Consider the following 13,981-nt stretch of genomic DNA (forward strand, 5'->3'; position numbering starts at 1 on the left):
AACTGTGCGCCTTGTAAACTTTGATATTTTTTTTGGAGCGATCGACCTATGTACAGGCTCAAAGATCCGGACTTGCCTAAATCAATAGCTCTAGCTGAGGCTAGAACAACTGAATCAACTGTTCAATCAGCACCTACTAGAACGTATTTTGTAACAGGCAAGGACAACATGGCATACGAAGTAGAGTACACCGACGAGTTCGAGCAGTGGTACGAAACACTTGATGCACAAACGCAAGACTCTATTGATAGCTCGGTAGAGTTGCTCGAAGAAAGAGGGCCGAATCTTCCCTTTCCCCGGAGTTCGCGTATCAATGGATCTCGTCACCAACATATACGAGAACTTCGAGTACAACATCAAGGAGAGCCTTATCGAATCTTGTATGCGTTCGATCCTCGCAGGATTGCAATACTCCTTTTAGGCGGTAACAAAAAGGGTAATGACCGCTGGTATGAAGAGAATGTACCCAAAGCAGATAAGCTCTACGACGAACTGTTAAAAGAGCTTGAAAATGAAGGATTGATATGAAGACAAAGCCTTTTAGTGAATTGCGAAATCGGATGACACCAGAGCGAAGAGCAAGAAACAAAATACGCACTCAACTTGCTTTGATCCATCTTACTCTTTTGGAACAGCGAAAGTTGTTGGGTTGTACAGATGAGGATCTGGAAAAAGACCTCAGCACTTTTGAGTCTGCTTTTTCTGAGTTGGATAACCCAGAAGATATTCAAGTCTCTACCCTCTCTCGCTACATCCAAGCTCTTGGTGGAAGTCTAAAATTAGTAGCTAATTTCCCTGACCAGGAGATTGTTCTTGCTCAGTTTGATTAACTGCTACTGGTGCAGTATCTTGAAGCCAAAGAAAGAGTAGAGGAGATAATAATCCTGCTCTTTCTTCGGAAGAAAGATGACTTGACTTTTATCAAAATGACAGCTATTCTTTAAAAGACTAGAAGGTTTAAGTTTTTCCAAGACTTTAACAACTATTTCCCCGCAAGGGGATGGAAACACGCTTCTAGTAAGGTGATATTGAACACTTGATTCAGTTTTCACCACTTCCCCGCAAGGGGACTTTAATCGATCGACCTAATTGCTTCCCACACTTTTTTAAACGCGCGATCGCCCTTTCCCAATCCTCCATTCAGTCAAGGGCGATCGCAATTTTTTATGTTTTATATTGATAAAAATTCCAAATATTACGCAACAGACACAATCGAAGTGTCTGGGTAAATAAATAATTGCCGATCGCACCCTCCACTCCCATCCGCTCCCCGTCATCCCCCGATTTGTGGCATTCTATATCTGAAAACCTCACAAAACACCGCATGAAGGAGGGCAGCAAGTACCAGTCGCTCTTAGATTATCTGCGCGAAAATCGCCATCTCGACGAAGTAACCCTCAACTTCGCCGAAATAGAGGCATTGCTAAACGACCCACTCCCCCCTTCCGCACGCACTCAGCAAGCTTGGTGGAGCAACCGCAAAAAGGGCGCTCTGCAAGCTACCGCTTGGATGGAGGCAGGATATCGGGTGGAAACTGTCGATTTCGACGCACAACGGGTAACATTTCGCAAGTTAATCCAGAAAATTCAGGTTCAGCAGGCGGGCGATGGCGTGCAGTGGAATGGCGAACTCATCAAGGCATTGCGTCTCCATATGGGGTTGACACAAGCAGAATTTGCAGAACACATAGGCGTGCGACAGGCTACAGTCAGCGATTGGGAGAACGGGCAATTGCCTGCTCGTTCCACATCAAAACATTTGGATTTGATAGCCGAGATGGCAGGATTCAAATACAGAGAGGAATCTGAAAATTCGGATTAGCCTGTTGACATATTAAAGGTAAACGTATATATTGTCAATAGGGCAGTTTAGTTAGGCGATCGTCAAGTGCGATCGCGCCAAAAAACAAAGCCCCCAAAAACAAAAGCCAGCGCCGCAAATGTGGCACTGGCCGATTCAAAATTAAAAAATCACCTCTATGATACACCATTCTTTGACGCCTCGCCCGATTACCGATCGAGAAAAACGAATCATTCAGCTTTACGCTGACTGTCAACTGGCCATGACTCCGCAGCAATTCTACGCAAAATGGGATGTCCCGCAAGAAGCTCTAGGTCTCATTTGCTGTCGATCGCTTTCTACTGTGCGTCGCTGGTTTACCAGGGGAGGCAAGCACCGCCATCCCCAACTGCACGACTTGCGTCACCTCGCCTTGATGAATTTTCTGTTAGAGCATTTTGAAGCCATTCCCCCAGAACTTCGGCAACAACTTTGGTTAGCCAATTCGTAATCTTGCATTTTTTTCTAGCCACCTGACAAACTAGGTGGCTTTAATTTAGCCCCCTATAATTAAGCTGAGACAATCCATGACAAAAAAATCTGTTTTTTGTCATGGATTGTCGCTATGCCTTTGAGTGTTTATAAAACCATTGATGCCCTTATCTTAAATCGCGAACCAATCCATCAAAACATCACAGAATAAATAACCCCACCCAAAATCCTGTCTTGACTTCGATCGATTAAAGGCTAGACTAATCTAAGTTTTACCATAAAATTTTCTCCCCGTTCATGAACATCGCTTATCTAGTCAACCAATATCCCAAAGTCAGCCACAGCTTTGTCCGCAGAGAAGTCCTAGCTGTTGAAAATTGCGGCATGAAAGTCGCACGTTATTCGATCCGATCGTGCGAGTCAGAACTCGTTGATGAGGCCGACAAACTAGAGCAAGAATTGACTAAAGTAATCTTAGGAGTTGGTGTACAGGGGTTAGCGTCGGGTTTGCTCCGCGTTGCCGCAACTAGACCCATTCGATTTCTCGAAGCTGTGCGGTTAATGTTTAAAGTTGGCTGGCACTCGGAACGGGGGATGTTGCTGCATCTAGCTTATTTAGCAGAAGCTTGCATTCTTTTAAATTGGTTTGCAGAATCGGGTATCGCACACGTTCACGCTCACTTCGGGACAAATTCCACAACAGTCGCAATGCTGTGCCGCGTGCTTGGCGGCCCGACTTACAGTTTCACCGTTCACGGCCCTGAAGAATTTGATAAAGCCACACTTCTTTCCTTAGAGGAAAAAATTAAACGATCGACCTTTGTCGCAGCAGTTAGTTCCTTCGGTAAAAGTCAGCTTTTTCGGTGGTGCGATCGCACTTTTTGGTCAAAAATTCACGTCATACACTGCGGCGTAGATGCTGCATTTTTAGCTGCACCCTACGTCCCCATACCCGCAGCACCCCGCTTAGCTTGCATTGGCCGGCTCAGCGAACAAAAAGGTCATTTGTTATTGCTAGAAGCTGCTAGCAAGTTAGCAGTTCAAGGCTTAGAGTTTAAGTTGGTACTCGTAGGAGACGGGCCGCTGCGATCGGATATTGAAAAGCAGATTCTGCAACTCGGCCTGCAAAATCATATAGAAATTACCGGCTGGGCCAGTGGCGATCGAGTTCAGCAAGAGATTTTAGCTTCACGGGCGATGGTATTGCCGAGTTTTGCTGAAGGTTTACCGGTAGTAATTATGGAAGCTCTCGCTCTCAACCGGCCCGTAATTAGCACTTATGTTGCTGGCATCCCGGAGCTCGTAGAACCCGGTGTTTGCGGTTGGTTAGTTCCTCCCGGTTCCGCAGAAGCATTAGCGGTAGCGATGCGCGCGGTATTGGAAGCACCTTTAGAAAAACTAGAACAAATGGGGAAAACAGGAGCCGAGAGAGTTGCTCAACAACACAATGTTGATTTAGAGGCCAAAAAATTAGTCGCGCTGTTTGAGAGTGCTATTAAGCCGTGATCGAAAAGCAACGGAGGACACGGCAATGCCGTTTCCCTAGCTCAAGCAACGGAGGACACGGCAGTGCCGTTTCCCTACCCCAAAATAATCACGAGTGATCGCGAGGATCTCACCATCGCACGATTAATTGTAGGGACACGGCAATGCCGTGTCCTGACTGTGGATAATATTAATTCCAATGCTTTTTAAGGAATAGCAACTTCTCGCAACAATCGATCGACAATCGTCTTAGCCCTCCTTCCCCCCGCCGGAATCAACCGGTGAGAAAGTACGTGCGGCGCCAAATATTTCACATCATCAGGAGTCCCATAATCCCGGCCCTCCATAAACGCCAAAGCCTGCGACGCCCGGTGCAAAGCCACCGCACCCCGGGGACTCACCCCCAGAGTAATCTCCTCATCCTCCCTGGTCGATCGCACCAAATCTACAATATACTGTTTCAAAGAGCCTTCGACCTTCACAGCAGCGCACAAACGGCGCAATTCCTGCACTTCTGCCAAAGAAATACAGGGCTGCAAATCTTCAACAGCAAAACTATCAGAAAGCCGTTCCAACATTTGCAACTCTTCCAATGCAGCAGGATAGCCCAAAGTCAAAGACAAAGTAAACCGATCCATCTGGGCTTCCGGCAGCGGAAAAGTGCCTTGATATTCGATCGGGTTCTGAGTCGCAATCACAAAAAACGGCGCCGGAACGTTCCGAGAAACTCCATCTACTGTCACCTGCTTTTCTTCCATCACTTCCAGCAAAGCTGACTGAGTTCGCGGTGTCGCCCGATTGATTTCATCGGCAAGCAAAACATTAGCAAAAACTGGCCCGGGCAAAAACTCAAACTCTCCGCTGCGCGGATTCCAAATATTAGTACCGGTGATATCCGTCGGCAACAAATCGGGAGTGCACTGAATCCGCTGAAACTTCCCATCGATCGATCGCGCCAAAGACTTCGCCAGCAGAGTTTTTCCCACACCAGGCACGTCTTCCAGCAGCGCGTGCCCGCCCGAAAGCACTGCTACCAATACCAAGCGAATAGCATCGGCTTTGCCAACAATAGTCTTGCCTAGATTTTGTTTGAGCCGCTCAATATGTTGTCTCATATCCCTGATTGCTAATTGCTAATTGCTAAGTGTTGATCGAACATCAAATTGCCAAATTCTTGAGTCTTTGCCTTCCGAACTTCGTATTCGTACAACTAGAATTTAGTCTGACTCATCTTGCACCATTTTTAAAACCGATCGCCTGTTCTAGATCACATAATTATTAGACTTTAGCAGTTAAGAGGCTTCTAGCAATATCGCAATCTGCCTGAATTTGAGTTTTGAGAGCATCCAGAGAAGCGAATTTTTGTTCGGGTCGCAAAAACTCTACCAAACTCGCGGTCAAGGTTTGACCGTACAAATCCCCAGACCAATCTAACAGGTGAACTTCCACAGTGGGTTGTAAGCCGTCTACCGTCGGGCGGCAGCCAACATTCATCACCCCATTGACAAAAGATAAATTTGATGGTGTGCCGGGAATTAGAGATTTGGGATTTTCCCGCCGATGGGAAGAACTTTCCTCTTTCATCTTTTCCCATCCATGCTTCACCGAGACTCGCACCGCGTACACGCCAAAACGCGGCAAAAATTTTTCCGGCGGCAGTTCGATATTAGCAGTAGGAAATCCGATCGTCCTGCCCAGCCGCTGTCCGCCAACCACAGTTCCGACTAAACTGTAAGGTCGCCCCAGCAACTGATTCGCTCTTGTGAGGTCGCCCGAGGTCAGACCTTCGCGGATTGCAGAACTGCTGATCCGATCGCCCTCACCGCAATTGTGCAGGGGTACAAGAGCAACATCAATACCGTAACCCGAGGCGATCGACTGCAAATCTACAGCCGTCCCAGCGCGTCCGCGTCCAAACCGAAAATCAACCCCCACACTAATTCGACTGGCTTTTAGTTGCCGCACCAAAATTTCCTCGACAAACTCACAAGCAGTCAAAGCCGCCAATTCTCGATCGAACGGCAGCAGCACAAGTTGCTCGACGCCCATTGCTGCGAGCAATTCTACCTTTTCTGCCAGAGGCGTCAGCAGTTTTTTGGGTTGACCCGTAAAGAATTCTTGCGGGTGGGGATCGAATGTCACCACGGTGCTGTAAAGTCGATCGACTCCATCAGAATCGCGACCAGAGAGGCTGTTCCCCTCTGCCTTCGTCTGCCCTATCGAACCATCATAATTACGGCCGCTGTCGGCTCGATCGGGCGGTGCTGCTGAGTCGTTGTAGCAGGTCGCCGGAGGTTCGCTTTCCCAATTTTCACCTGTGCCAGCGTTTGAACGCAAGTTTTCTCCCGACGCAAAAACCGTCGCAGAATTTGGCCGGGGCGATCGATTTAAAATTATTGGCTGCACGACTTGTCGATGCCCTAGGTGCAAACCGTCAAAGTTTCCCAAGGCAACAGAAGTTGGAGTCAGAGCAGCGGTACAAGAAGAAGTTACCCACACGCTTAAGATTTTGACATATTTAGCCAGATTGCGATCGCCACTCGATTTTAGATTTTAGATTTTAGATTTTAGATTGACTCCGCAGATCCAATCTGGGAGGTTGAACTTGGGTCTCAACTTTTTGATTTTCCACGACAGGAGTCGGGGGGTTGTATCCGTCTTTGAATGAGGTCAGTCCTAACTCAAATTTGAGATTTCCGAGCTCAAGACTTCAGAATCAGATAAATCCTTATGAGGAGGCAGCAACTGCAACGACAAACCTTCCCGCGCCATCAAACTGTTCGGGAACCTTTGAGCCACTTGTTCTCCCACCCTGTCTAAAAACTCGTCATTGTGCAGCGGGTCGTGGTGAAAAATCACCAACTTTTTGACATTAGCAGCCTTTGCCACCTTCACCGCTTCCTGCCAAGTCGAATGTCCCCAGCCGACCTTGCTGCTCTTCTCCGAATAATACTCCTCATCGGTATAAGTAGCGTCGTAGATCAGCACCTCAGCATCGCGGGCCAAATACAGCACATTTTCGTCTAAACGATCGGGCAAATGTTCGGTATCAGTCACGTAAGCAGCCGAATACCCCCGCCAGTTCACGCGGTAGCCTATAGCTTCTCCGGGATGGTTCAACAAAGCATTTTCCACCTTAATATCTCCGATTTCGAGCGGTTGGCCCACTTCTATATCGTTAAATTTCAGGTCTGCCCCCATAATTTGCAGGGGCACCGGAAAATTCGGGTGGAGCATCTGGTCGTTTAGCCGCTGCTGGATAGTAGCATTATTAGGAGAAGGAGCAACTGCCCCGTAGATGTGAAAACAATTGCCTGGAATAAAAGCTGGGACAAAAAATGGGAATCCTTGAATGTGATCCCAGTGAGAGTGAGTAAAAAACATATGAGCTTCTACGGGCATCTGAGACAGGAGAGTTTGTCCCAAAACCCGCAATCCAGTACCGCCATCGAAAATTAGGCGGCTCTCACCCACTCGCATTTCTACACAGGGCGTGTTGCCCCCGTAACGTACTGTTTCCGCCCCGGGAGAGGCTATGCTACCTCTAACGCCCCAGAAGTGAACCGTGAATTGGTTTTGCATACTAGACATGGGTTTTCCTGCAAGATTGTTCCGGCGAGCCATCGGTAAGGTGTTTACATATTAGTAAGGGCTTTACCATCAAACCCAAGCTCTTTGACGGTCGAGTTCCCCACTGGTGGGAAGTGCCAAGAGTCTCGCTTGCCAGAGAGTGCAAAACTGTTGGGCTTGACAACTGAGCAAGAAATTACAAGGTAAACTAATGAAGTCTCGATCGTAACTATTCTTTTCCTCTCTTCACTAGCCTAACCTCCGCAGACACACTTTGGGGCAGAATTTCTGCCTGAGTCTGGTCAAAAGCCGCTGTTTTTCTAGCCTCCGCACTTGCCGAACAGGATCGCGCGGTCGGTTTTTTGCCTTGCTGCTTTACCGGTTTGAACCCGGATGATGGGCTTCCTCAACTCCCATTAATTCAAAAATCTTAGCAGTTTAGGAATGCTCATGCTAATTATCCAACAATACTGTCTGTGTCTGGATTCTCTGCCCGCCCGGAGGCTGCGGTTCGGTAAGCTAGCCGTCAAGCTGAACCCAGCTTCATCTGACACCGGGGTAGCAGCGAGATCCCGGGCCTGCGGGCAAAAGGCTAAATTTTTGTCGCGCAGTTCTTTGGGAACCAATTCAAGCACGGGAGCATCTCAGTTTTGCAGCCAAGCTAGAAATTGGAGTTTTGAGGCAGGAGGCAGAAGGAAAGAGGAAGAATGAAGGAGCCAGAAGAAGTATTTTTACAAATATGAGATGCTCCCTCAAGCACTCAAAATTCCCCGATTTTTCAGAAAGTTTAATTTTTTTGGGTTTTTGCAGTCATGCTAACTCCGATCGCCATTCTGTCTCAAGAGTGATGCAGAAATATTCGCTGTTAACCTATCGTGGTTTTCTCAATAATCTTCAATTGCTCTATTTTTGGTAAGGATTTCTCGGAATTCAGCGCAGTTGCTGTACTCGCCACGGGGTTGAATTTCCGGTATCATAGAGTCTTAGAGTCTTGTTTGCCGAGAATCTAAATCAGTGCTAAAAAAGCCTGGATAACTTTAACTTATTTTTCCAAAAAGTCAGTATGAATCAAGTTAAAAAAAATACAACGAAGCTGAATCGATCGCCAGTGAAAGTTTCCGATCGCACTTGGGAACTCGGTAATCTCCCCTTAAGGGAATTGTCTTTAGAAATGACTGATAGCCAAGCTTTGAGAGAATTTAGTTCGGACGATCGCCCCCCGGGAACCCCAGCAGCGACAGGCCGGACTGCCGACACAAGGCGTCGGAGGGTAGAGGCTAAGAGCGAGCGGGCCAGATCGCCTGCGGTTTCTACAGCCTTTCTCAAGTGGCTGCTAGAGAGTTTGACTAGATCGAAAGGTTGGCTGGCAGTTGTCACCCTGGCAGCAGTTTGGGGGTGGTGGAACAGTCAGTTACTGTTTTCGACAGGCTTGGGGATAGCAGCGATGATGCTGGTTTACCGAGGGCAGTCGCGGGACTGGCAATGGCTGCGATCGAAAGGCGAGCAATTTTGGGAGGGCCCGAACCGCCGATTTGTTTTAGCGGTGGGTACGGGCGGGATTGCTACCTTGGCCGCTTACATGAGTTTGGGGATTTGGGCGGACTCAAGCAGCCACTGGATGGCTTTGAGCCTGATTTTGCAGAATTTGGGCACGATCGCGATTCCCTGGCTGTTGCTGCGGCAAGGGTTGAGTCTGGGGGCCGCAAAAGATGAAGTGGCGCTCGATCGCATTCTGGCGGATTTGACTGATGCTGACCCCGTGAAGCGTTTGATTGCTGTGCGGCAAATGACCGATTTGGTGAATCAGGGTGGGTTTGGTCCTGTGAGTTCCGTCAAAAGTTCGATCGCCTGTTCCCGCGCTGCCGAGTGCTTTCGCCTGATGCTGAGTCGGGAACCAGAAGCTTTAGTCCGCAATGCCCTTCTCGAAGGTTTGCAGACTTGGGACACTACATATGGCATGGCTTTAAAATCCAAACATCAAGTCATCGACTACTAGCTGACCGTCAAAAGCGTAAAAAGTAATTCGATGAATATTCGGAGCTTTTACGCGCAGGGGAGCGCTAGGGGCGATGGGAGAATTAGACCCGGCGAGATTGGGGGCCGGCATTTCATCCTGAACAATTGAGTTGCCCTCAATGTCGCAAGCAGATAAAACAGTTCGCCGCGAACTGGTTACCAGTCCTGACACCCAGCGAACAGGATGCTTAAAAGTTACTTCGATCAGTCCGCTTTTGGGGGCTCCCATTAACACTGTTTCCCCAGAACCCGTGAAAAATGCTGGGTTTGAAGGTTGGATGGCAACGGCATTCGTAAAAGTCACCCCCCAATGTGCAAACTGGTGTTCTACTACTTCAAAGCATTTCAAGTCTTCTAAAGCTACGCGGACGATCGCCGGTACAGTAGCCCGCGATCGCATCTCTGAACCTGCGCCCGATCGTTCTGGAGTGGCGACAAAAGACTTTTTGCCGTTTACATCCGTGCTTCTACAGGCAGTATCAAATTCTGCCAACCCGTCAGATTGAAGACTTTTTGCGTCAACCATAAAACCCTCGCGATCCCGTTTCCTAAGCAGTTGCATTTTTAGTAGACCTCCCTAAGATTAATTGTTTCTTGTGTTTGGGAATTTATAGCGGCCGTGCCCGTGATTGCCAAACCTGCTATTTAGGAATCGAAAACCGATCGCCCCCCTCCAACAAACACTTTCGACCTCAAAAGCCACTGCTCCGCCAAATATGGTGATTAATTATTTATGATTGGCTCACGGCTGCAAAACTGCCTTCAACCTGATAGCGAGATCTAATGCTCCCGCTTTTCCAGGGCCTGCTTTCCGGGTCGGCGAACAGACTCCTTTCTGTTGAGGGGTCTTACCCATCATTTTGCTATTATCTCCGATCGGCGGTAGTTTGCAACTGTGATGATAACTACACAGCGGAACTGCCGAAATCGCAAAGGTTACTTCCTGTCTGTAGTTTCACGGTTCACTTGTACTAAAATAGATTTAAATCATTACTCAATCTTTACAAAAACGCCACCAGCTTTGCAAGTTTTTTAAACAGAGACGGGGCGGTGGAAAAGAATCTAAAATATAACAGCGATTGAGGTTAGTTTATGCTTGTACCCCTCGGCTTCGGTCAGCGATCGATAGTTACTTCTCTCGGCAGAATGGTTTACTACACTGCTGAAAAAATGCCTTGGATCGGTTTGCCTGCCTCAAGTTCGGAAAATAAACCGAATTTAGTATTTTTTCACGGTTTTGGGGGCGGGTCGAGTGCGTACGAATGGTCGAAAGTTTATCCGGCTTTTGCTGCCGAGTATCGAATTTTAGCACCTGATTTAATCGGTTGGGGACGATCGGAACATCCGCCGAGAAATTATCAGGTTGAAGATTATATCACAACTTCGATCGAATTTCTTGAAAAAACTTGCGACAGTCCGACAGATGCGATCGCTTCTTCGCTGACGGGGGCGATCGCGATTCGAGCTGCGATCGCCCGGCCGGATCTGTTCAAATCCCTAATTTTGACGATACCCAGCGGTTTGTCGGACTTCGGACAAGATTACGGCCGCAGTTTCTTCGCTAAGCTAGTGGGTACGCCGATTTTAGACAAATTGCTTTACAGTACCGGAATCGCCACAGAAGGCGGCATCCGCAGCTTCTTAGAACAGCGCCAATTTGCAGATCCGAGCCGCGTTTACCAAGAAATTGTTGATGCTTACCTCGAATCTGCTTTAGAACCAAATGCAGAATATGCTGCGCTGTCTTTTGTACGGGGAGATTTGTGTTTTGATTTGTCGCTGTACATCACTCAGCTAACAACACCGACAGCCATTATTTGGGGAGAAAAATCGCAGTTTACCGGGCCCGATATCGGCCAGCGTTTGGCAAACCTCAACCCCGAAGCAATCAAAGTTTTTCAACCTCTGGAAAACGTAGGTTTGACTCCGCAGTTAGAAATTCCTGCTGTCACCATTGGCTTAATTCGGCAATATTTAAAATTGCTTTCACAAGGGTGAAGAAGTTCGGCAACGAGCAATGTACGAGATGTAACGGATGGAGGAAGAGGGAATTTCGGCAACAGATTCGCTTTCTTCGGATGTCAGGAATGTAATATCAAATTCGGTAGCATCGGAATTAATATTACCCCACAGTCTTAGGCGCGTGCGGACTCGAACCATGAGGACACGGCAGTGCCGTTTCCCTACAATTAATTGGGGTAGGGAAAGGGCATTGCCGTGTCCTCCGTTTATATCAATTCCGGTTACACCGCAATTGATATAACGGATGTAAGCCATTGAGGAAGAGGGAATAAGGAAGATTAATTCCCCATTCCCCATTCCCCATTACCAATTAGTAATGACTAATAACTATTCTTTTACTCGCACATCGATGACGCTAGCGTTGAAAATGTACTTTTTGCCTTCAAGCTCTAGGGTAGTGCCAATTTTGACTTTCGTATTCCCTAAAACCGGGCCATTTTCAGTAAGTTGACCTTTTCCCTCTAAGGTAAACATCATATTTTTGCTGAAAGCTTCTTCTTCTCTGGGATCGGGGAGAGCTTTCAGAGTGCCGTTGGGCTGAGGAACTGCTAGGGTTCTGGTGAGAGTTTTGGCAGATTTGATGGTAATCTGACCGGAGGGTTGATTGCGGATCACCACATTGATTTTATCGCCTGGTTTGAACAAATCTTGAACGTTTGTCCCTTTGAGACCGATCGCAATTGCATCAATCTCTACAGGTTTGAAACTGCTGCCGACTTGGGCGACGGAACCGCCAGAAGTGCCGGGAAAGAACAAGATTCCGACTGCAACTAGCAGTACGATCATCGCGGCACCTACGTCTAGGATGCTGAGTTTGCCGAACAGCCGACCTTGAGAATCCAAAATTTTCATAAATCGCTTAATTAACTGATAGCGACAGGAGTATGTTTACAAGCTCAGGACTTACGCAGACACCGATGAAAAACAGATGCTGCCAAAGATCCGCTACGGCTGGCAATGACATACGTTATTGATGCGTAATTGATGCGTAAGTCCTGAAGCTAAAAGATATTACCACAACGATCGCCCAAAATCCGCATCACTTGGGCACTTAAAGCAGAAGGCAGAAGGCAGTTGAGGGCGGTTGGTTGACCGCAGGGCCACCGCCGGGAACTCGGGGCGGGGTCAATCGATTTGAGATTTGAGATTTGAGATTTTAGATTGACTTGCGCGAGATAAATGCGGGGGAAGCAAGGATTTTCGATTTTCGATTGATTCGACGGATAAATCACGTGGCGGGTACCACCTTTGAAATTCTCGGTCAAAAATTGGCAAAAAGCTAGAATAGCAACTAAGCAGCCTCAAAATGCGTCTGCCGATGTAGTGACTTTTCCCGCTTTCCTAAAAGTTTATCTAATTTCTCGCACGTATCACTCATGTTAAAAAGTTTTTGGTTGACTTGCCGGCGTACCTGCGGCCGGGGGATTTATCTATTTCTGTCGCTGATTGTAGCTGCCGGTATCTGGGTGGTTTCCCCGGAACAGACTCAAGCATTTTCTTTGCCTGAACTAATTTTTCGGGGCATTCAAGTTATTCAATTATCGAATATGTCCGATCGCCAAGAGGTGACTATTGGCCAACAAATTAATCAGCAGTTGGCGAACAGGGAGTTTAAGATTGACCGCGATCGGGACACTACATTATATATCAACCGCATCGGTCAGCGGCTCGCTCAAGAAAGCACTCGCCCCGATATTCCTTATACTTTTCAAGTGATTGACGACGACAATATTAATGCTTTTGCGACAATGGGCGGTTTTGTTTATGTGAATAAAGGTTTGATGGCGGCGGCGGACAATGAGGCAGAATTGGCAAGTGTGATCGCCCACGAAATCGCTCACATTAATGCTCGCCACGCGATTAAACAAATGCGTCAAATGGCCATCGCCTCAGGTGTAGCTTCGGCGACTGGGCTCGATCGATCTCAGGCGGTTCAGATTGGGGTGGAACTGGCTTTGCGCCGTCCCCACAGCCGCCAAGCTGAGTATGAAGCGGATCAGTTGGGATTGCAAACTATGGGGCGAGCGGGCTACGCTCAATCTGGGATGGTTGATTTTATGAAAAAGTTGCTCAACAAGCCTTCTCCTCCTAGCATTTTGAGCACTCACCCGGCTACAGCCGATCGGATTGCTGCTATTTCGCAGGCGATAGACCCGGATCTCGCTAGCGGTGAAGGTTTGAATAATGAGGATTACAGGCTAGAAATCCGCAGGCTTTTGGGGTCTTAAAACTGTTTTAACCTGATGTTTCGATTCATGCGTTGGTGGGGTTTGTGCGCGAAGGGGCGATCGACCCACCAACGATCGACCTTGTTTAAATCCCCTCGCGCGCCAGCGGTTTGAAAAAGGCTATTAATCAGTCCTGGACGCATCGGGGCCCGTGCGAAACCGGGTTTTTTTCGCCCCTGTGCGGTCTACAACCCGTCTTTTCGTAAAAAAACCCGGTTTCTTAGCAATCGTGCGTCCAGGACTATTAATTTAATATCAACTTAACCCCAAAACCATTAATAAATTTCGCTTTTGGCCGAGTCTCGATCGCCTTAACCCTCTTTTGTCACTCTGGGAAATTAAAAATTAGAACCCAATTTTTAACTGTAGATAAATCAAGGATTTGAGC

At 47.7% G+C, this 13,981-nt stretch carries 15 protein-coding genes; 9 read left to right on the plus strand and 6 right to left on the minus strand.

Going from position 1 to position 13,981, the window contains the following annotated elements:
- Positions 1 to 48 precede the first annotated feature (48 nt).
- The 5 genes from QUA99_RS23885 to QUA99_RS23905 all read left to right on the plus strand — a co-directional run bounded on the left by QUA99_RS23885 (position 49) and on the right by QUA99_RS23905 (position 3,778).
- A complete protein-coding gene (locus QUA99_RS23885; RefSeq protein WP_333235069.1) occupies positions 49 to 528 on the plus strand; it encodes a type II toxin-antitoxin system RelE/ParE family toxin in 480 nt (159 codons plus the stop codon).
- A complete protein-coding gene (locus QUA99_RS23890; RefSeq protein WP_333235068.1) occupies positions 525 to 830 on the plus strand; it encodes a transcriptional regulator in 306 nt (101 codons plus the stop codon). Before QUA99_RS23885 ends, QUA99_RS23890 begins: the two co-directional genes overlap by 4 nt.
- 407 nt (positions 831 to 1,237) lie before the next feature.
- Positions 1,238 to 1,822 carry a helix-turn-helix transcriptional regulator gene (locus QUA99_RS23895; RefSeq protein WP_333235067.1) on the plus strand — a complete coding sequence of 195 codons (585 nt, stop codon included), beginning with the start codon at positions 1,238 to 1,240 and terminating at the stop codon, positions 1,820 to 1,822.
- A gap of 157 nt (positions 1,823 to 1,979) precedes the next feature.
- Positions 1,980 to 2,291: a helix-turn-helix domain-containing protein gene (locus tag QUA99_RS23900; RefSeq protein WP_333235066.1), complete on the plus strand. Its 312-nt coding sequence runs from the start codon at positions 1,980 to 1,982 to the stop codon at positions 2,289 to 2,291.
- 278 nt (positions 2,292 to 2,569) lie between these two features.
- Positions 2,570 to 3,778 carry a glycosyltransferase gene (locus tag QUA99_RS23905; RefSeq protein WP_333235065.1) on the plus strand — a complete coding sequence of 403 codons (1,209 nt, stop codon included), beginning with the start codon at positions 2,570 to 2,572 and terminating at the stop codon, positions 3,776 to 3,778.
- Positions 3,779 to 3,963: 185 nt separating this feature from the next.
- Here QUA99_RS23905 and QUA99_RS23910 read toward each other — a convergent pair whose 3' ends face one another.
- From QUA99_RS23910 to QUA99_RS23920, 3 genes are all read right to left on the minus strand, one after another.
- A complete protein-coding gene (locus tag QUA99_RS23910) occupies positions 3,964 to 4,872 on the minus strand; it encodes a MoxR family ATPase (protein WP_333235064.1) in 909 nt (302 codons plus the stop codon).
- A gap of 163 nt (positions 4,873 to 5,035) precedes the next feature.
- Positions 5,036 to 6,256, minus strand: a complete 1,221-nt coding sequence (locus QUA99_RS23915; RefSeq protein WP_333235063.1) for a bifunctional riboflavin kinase/FAD synthetase — start codon at positions 6,254 to 6,256, stop codon at positions 5,036 to 5,038.
- Positions 6,257 to 6,433: 177 nt separating this feature from the next.
- Positions 6,434 to 7,348 carry an MBL fold metallo-hydrolase gene (locus tag QUA99_RS23920; RefSeq protein WP_333235062.1) on the minus strand — a complete coding sequence of 305 codons (915 nt, stop codon included), beginning with the start codon at positions 7,346 to 7,348 and terminating at the stop codon, positions 6,434 to 6,436.
- 429 nt (positions 7,349 to 7,777) lie between these two features.
- On the opposite strand from QUA99_RS23920, the gene QUA99_RS23925 reads away from it, so the two are divergent.
- Positions 7,778 to 8,038: a hypothetical protein gene (locus QUA99_RS23925; RefSeq protein ID WP_333235061.1), complete on the plus strand. Its 261-nt coding sequence runs from the start codon at positions 7,778 to 7,780 to the stop codon at positions 8,036 to 8,038.
- A gap of 352 nt (positions 8,039 to 8,390) precedes the next feature.
- On the plus strand, positions 8,391 to 9,323 hold the full coding sequence (locus QUA99_RS23930; protein ID WP_333235060.1) for a hypothetical protein: 933 nt from the start codon (positions 8,391 to 8,393) through the stop codon (positions 9,321 to 9,323).
- Here QUA99_RS23930 and QUA99_RS23935 read toward each other — a convergent pair.
- Positions 9,291 to 9,869 carry a hypothetical protein gene (locus tag QUA99_RS23935; protein ID WP_333235059.1) on the minus strand — a complete coding sequence of 193 codons (579 nt, stop codon included), beginning with the start codon at positions 9,867 to 9,869 and terminating at the stop codon, positions 9,291 to 9,293. The genes QUA99_RS23930 and QUA99_RS23935 overlap by 33 nt on opposite strands.
- 566 nt (positions 9,870 to 10,435) lie before the next feature.
- On the opposite strand from QUA99_RS23935, the gene QUA99_RS23940 reads away from it, so the two are divergent.
- Positions 10,436 to 11,341 (plus strand): alpha/beta fold hydrolase, encoded by a 906-nt coding sequence (locus tag QUA99_RS23940; protein WP_333235058.1) that lies wholly within the window; start codon positions 10,436 to 10,438, stop codon positions 11,339 to 11,341.
- On the opposite strand, the gene QUA99_RS23945 is transcribed toward QUA99_RS23940, so the two are convergent.
- Both QUA99_RS23945 and QUA99_RS23950 read right to left on the minus strand, forming a co-directional pair.
- Complete coding sequence (locus QUA99_RS23945) at positions 11,330 to 11,662, minus strand: hypothetical protein (RefSeq protein ID WP_333235057.1); 333 nt, start codon at positions 11,660 to 11,662, stop codon at positions 11,330 to 11,332. The genes QUA99_RS23940 and QUA99_RS23945 overlap by 12 nt on opposite strands.
- A 30-nt stretch (positions 11,663 to 11,692) precedes the next feature.
- A complete protein-coding gene (locus QUA99_RS23950; RefSeq protein ID WP_333235056.1) occupies positions 11,693 to 12,217 on the minus strand; it encodes a DUF4330 domain-containing protein in 525 nt (174 codons plus the stop codon).
- Between the two features lie 524 nt (positions 12,218 to 12,741).
- On the opposite strand from QUA99_RS23950, the gene QUA99_RS23955 reads away from it, so the two are divergent.
- Complete coding sequence (locus QUA99_RS23955; protein WP_333235055.1) at positions 12,742 to 13,593, plus strand: M48 family metallopeptidase; 852 nt, start codon at positions 12,742 to 12,744, stop codon at positions 13,591 to 13,593.
- The last annotated feature ends 388 nt before the right edge of the window (positions 13,594 to 13,981 follow it).

It is taken from the genome of Microcoleus sp. F10-B2 (assembly GCF_036704965.1).
GTDB lineage: Bacteria > Cyanobacteriota > Cyanobacteriia > Cyanobacteriales > Microcoleaceae > Microcoleus.

Bases quoted from the DNA above. Each gene is read 5' to 3' on its own strand.
- QUA99_RS23935 (WP_333235059.1), bottom strand. From the start codon at position 9,869: ATGGTTGACGCAAAAAGTCTTCAATCTGACGGGTTGGCAGAATTTGAT.
- QUA99_RS23940 (WP_333235058.1), top strand. From the start codon at position 10,436: ATGCTTGTACCCCTCGGCTTCGGTCAGCGATCGATAGTTACTTCTCTC.
- QUA99_RS23945 (WP_333235057.1), bottom strand. From the start codon at position 11,662: ATGGGGAATGGGGAATTAATCTTCCTTATTCCCTCTTCCTCAATGGCT.
- QUA99_RS23920 (WP_333235062.1), bottom strand. From the start codon at position 7,348: ATGTCTAGTATGCAAAACCAATTCACGGTTCACTTCTGGGGCGTTAGA.
- QUA99_RS23910 (WP_333235064.1), bottom strand. From the start codon at position 4,872: ATGAGACAACATATTGAGCGGCTCAAACAAAATCTAGGCAAGACTATT.
- QUA99_RS23955 (WP_333235055.1), top strand. From the start codon at position 12,742: ATGTTAAAAAGTTTTTGGTTGACTTGCCGGCGTACCTGCGGCCGGGGG.
- QUA99_RS23890 (WP_333235068.1), top strand. From the start codon at position 525: ATGAAGACAAAGCCTTTTAGTGAATTGCGAAATCGGATGACACCAGAG.
- QUA99_RS23930 (WP_333235060.1), top strand. From the start codon at position 8,391: ATGAATCAAGTTAAAAAAAATACAACGAAGCTGAATCGATCGCCAGTG.
- QUA99_RS23885 (WP_333235069.1), top strand. From the start codon at position 49: ATGTACAGGCTCAAAGATCCGGACTTGCCTAAATCAATAGCTCTAGCT.
- QUA99_RS23950 (WP_333235056.1), bottom strand. From the start codon at position 12,217: ATGAAAATTTTGGATTCTCAAGGTCGGCTGTTCGGCAAACTCAGCATC.
- QUA99_RS23900 (WP_333235066.1), top strand. From the start codon at position 1,980: ATGATACACCATTCTTTGACGCCTCGCCCGATTACCGATCGAGAAAAA.
- QUA99_RS23925 (WP_333235061.1), top strand. From the start codon at position 7,778: ATGCTAATTATCCAACAATACTGTCTGTGTCTGGATTCTCTGCCCGCC.
- QUA99_RS23905 (WP_333235065.1), top strand. From the start codon at position 2,570: ATGAACATCGCTTATCTAGTCAACCAATATCCCAAAGTCAGCCACAGC.